This window comes from Lysobacter sp. yr284 (assembly GCF_900107375.1).
Lineage (GTDB): Bacteria > Pseudomonadota > Gammaproteobacteria > Xanthomonadales > Xanthomonadaceae > Lysobacter.
Genome location: NZ_FNPT01000036.1, coordinates 20,001 through 22,740 on the forward strand (window position 1 = coordinate 20,001; position 2,740 = coordinate 22,740).

Genomic DNA, 2,740 nt, shown 5'->3' on the forward strand with positions numbered 1-2,740 from the left:
GTGAAGGGAGTGAAATAGATCCTGAAACCGTGTGCGTACAAGCAGTAGGAGCCCGCAAGGGTGACTGCGTACCTTTTGTATAATGGGTCAGCGACTTACTGTTCGTGGCAAGCTTAACCGTATAGGGGAGGCGAAGGGAAACCGAGTCTGATAAGGGCGCATAGTCGCGGGCAGTAGACCCGAAACCGGGTGATCTAGTCATGCCCAGGGTGAAGGTTGAGTAACATCAACTGGAGGCCCGAACCCACTCCCGTTGCAAAGGTAGGGGATGAGGTGTGATTAGGAGTGAAAAGCTAATCGAACCCGGAGATAGCTGGTTCTCCTCGAAAGCTATTTAGGTAGCGCCTCGGACGAATACTACTGGGGGTAGAGCACTGTTATGGCTAGGGGGTCATTGCGACTTACCAAACCATGGCAAACTCCGAATACCAGTACGTACTATCCGGGAGACACACGGCGGGTGCTAACGTCCGTCGTGAAAAGGGAAACAACCCAGACCCACAGCTAAGGTCCCAAATTCATCGCTAAGTGGTGAACGATGTGGAAAGGCACAGACAGCCAGGAGGTTGGCTTAGAAGCAGCCACCCTTTAAAGAAAGCGTAATAGCTCACTGGTCGAGTCGGTCTGCGCGGAAGATTTAACGGGGCTAAGCGATGAACCGAAGCTTGGGGTGCATACTTTGTATGCGCGGTAGAGGAGCGTTCCGTAAGCCGATGAAGGTGGATTGAGAAGTCTGCTGGAGGTATCGGAAGTGCGAATGCTGACATGAGTAACGATAATGCGGGTGAAAAGCCCGCACGCCGAAAGCCCAAGGTTTCCTTGCGCAACGTTAATCGACGCAGGGTGAGTCGGCCCCTAAGGCGAGGCAGAAATGCGTAGTCGATGGGAAGCAGGTTAATATTCCTGCACCTCGCGTAAGTGCGATGGAGGGACGGAGAAGGTTAGGCAGGCCAGGCGTTGGTTGTCCTGGTGAGAGAGTTGAGGCGGTCCCCTTAGGCAAATCCGGGGGGGCAACGTTGAGACTAAGGACCGGCCCATTAGGGCTAGGCTGCTGATATCACGCTTCCAGGAAAAGCTCCTAAGCTTCAGCTTACGCAGACCGTACCGTAAACCGACACAGGTGGGCAGGATGAGAATTCTCAGGCGCTTGAGAGAACTCGGGTGAAGGAACTAGGCAAAATAGCACCGTAACTTCGGGAGAAGGTGCGCCCTCCATGGTTAATAGCTGAGGGGGGCCGCAGTGACCAGGCCGCTGCGACTGTTTATCAAAAACACAGCACTCTGCAAACACGAAAGTGGACGTATAGGGTGTGACGCCTGCCCGGTGCTGGAAGGTTAATTGATGGGGTTAGCCGCAAGGCGAAGCTCTTGATCGAAGCCCCAGTAAACGGCGGCCGTAACTATAACGGTCCTAAGGTAGCGAAATTCCTTGTCGGGTAAGTTCCGACCTGCACGAATGGCGTAACGACAGCGGCGCTGTCTCCACCCGAGACTCAGTGAAATTGAAATCGCTGTGAAGATGCAGCGTTCCCGCGGCAAGACGGAAAGACCCCGTGAACCTTTACTATAGCTTTACATTGAACGTTGAGTTCGTCTGTGTAGGATAGGTGGGAGGCTATGAAACTGTGGCGCTAGCTGCAGTGGAGCCATCCTTGAAATACCACCCTGTCGTGCTTGACGTTCTAACCTGGGCCCGTTATCCGGGTCGGGGACCATGTATGGTGGGTAGTTTGACTGGGGCGGTCTCCTCCCAAAGTGTAACGGAGGAGCACGAAGGTACGCTCAGCGCGGTCGGACATCGCGCACTGTGTGCAAAGGCATAAGCGTGCTTGACTGCAAGATCGACGGATCAAGCAGGTACGAAAGTAGGTCTTAGTGATCCGGTGGTTCTGTATGGAAGGGCCATCGCTCAACGGATAAAAGGTACTCCGGGGATAACAGGCTGATACCGCCCAAGAGTTCATATCGACGGCGGTGTTTGGCACCTCGATGTCGGCTCATCACATCCTGGGGCTGTAGTCGGTCCCAAGGGTATGGCTGTTCGCCATTTAAAGTGGTACGCGAGCTGGGTTCAGAACGTCGTGAGACAGTTCGGTCCCTATCTGTCGTGGGCGTTGGAGATTTGAGAGGGGCTGCTCCTAGTACGAGAGGACCGGAGTGGACGAACCTCTGGTGTTCCGGTTGTCACGCCAGTGGCACTGCCGGGTAGCTATGTTCGGAAGCGATAACCGCTGAAAGCATCTAAGCGGGAAGCGCGCCTCAAGATGAGATCTCCCGGGAGCTTGACTCCCCTAAAGGAACCATCAAGACTAGGTGGTTGATAGGCAGGGTGTGTAAGTGCAGCAATGCATTGAGCTAACCTGTACTAATGATCCGTGTGGCTTGACCATATAACCTCAAGTGGCCTTGGACTCGACGACGCGTCGACACTCCAACCCAACACTGACTCGCTACATTCCAATCTATTCGCCGACAACGCAGCTCCATCGCGTTGAAAGCAACCAACGAGAGCGTGTGCGCTATTCCTTCCGGAACCTGCGACCCTCCACCCTCTCCCTGGTGATAATAGCTGTGTGGAACCACCCGATCCCATCCCGAACTCGGAAGTGAAACGCACATGCGCCGATGGTAGTGTGGCTTAAGCCATGCAAGAGTAGGTCATCGCCAGGGGCTTTACCCTGAAGGCCGGATCCCAAAAGGATCCGGCCTTCTTCTTTGCGTCAGCGAAATGATAATCCCG

General features: G+C 54.5%; 2 rRNA genes (1 of these 2 running past the window's edge). Both read left to right on the forward strand.

The features are described 5' to 3' along the window. Positions 1-2,390 (forward strand): 23S ribosomal RNA (locus BLV01_RS24695); it begins 474 nt to the left of the window's first position. A 165-nt stretch (positions 2,391-2,555) separates the two neighbouring features. Then, positions 2,556-2,670, forward strand: a 5S ribosomal RNA gene (gene rrf / locus BLV01_RS24700). Positions 2,671-2,740 lie beyond the last annotated feature (70 nt).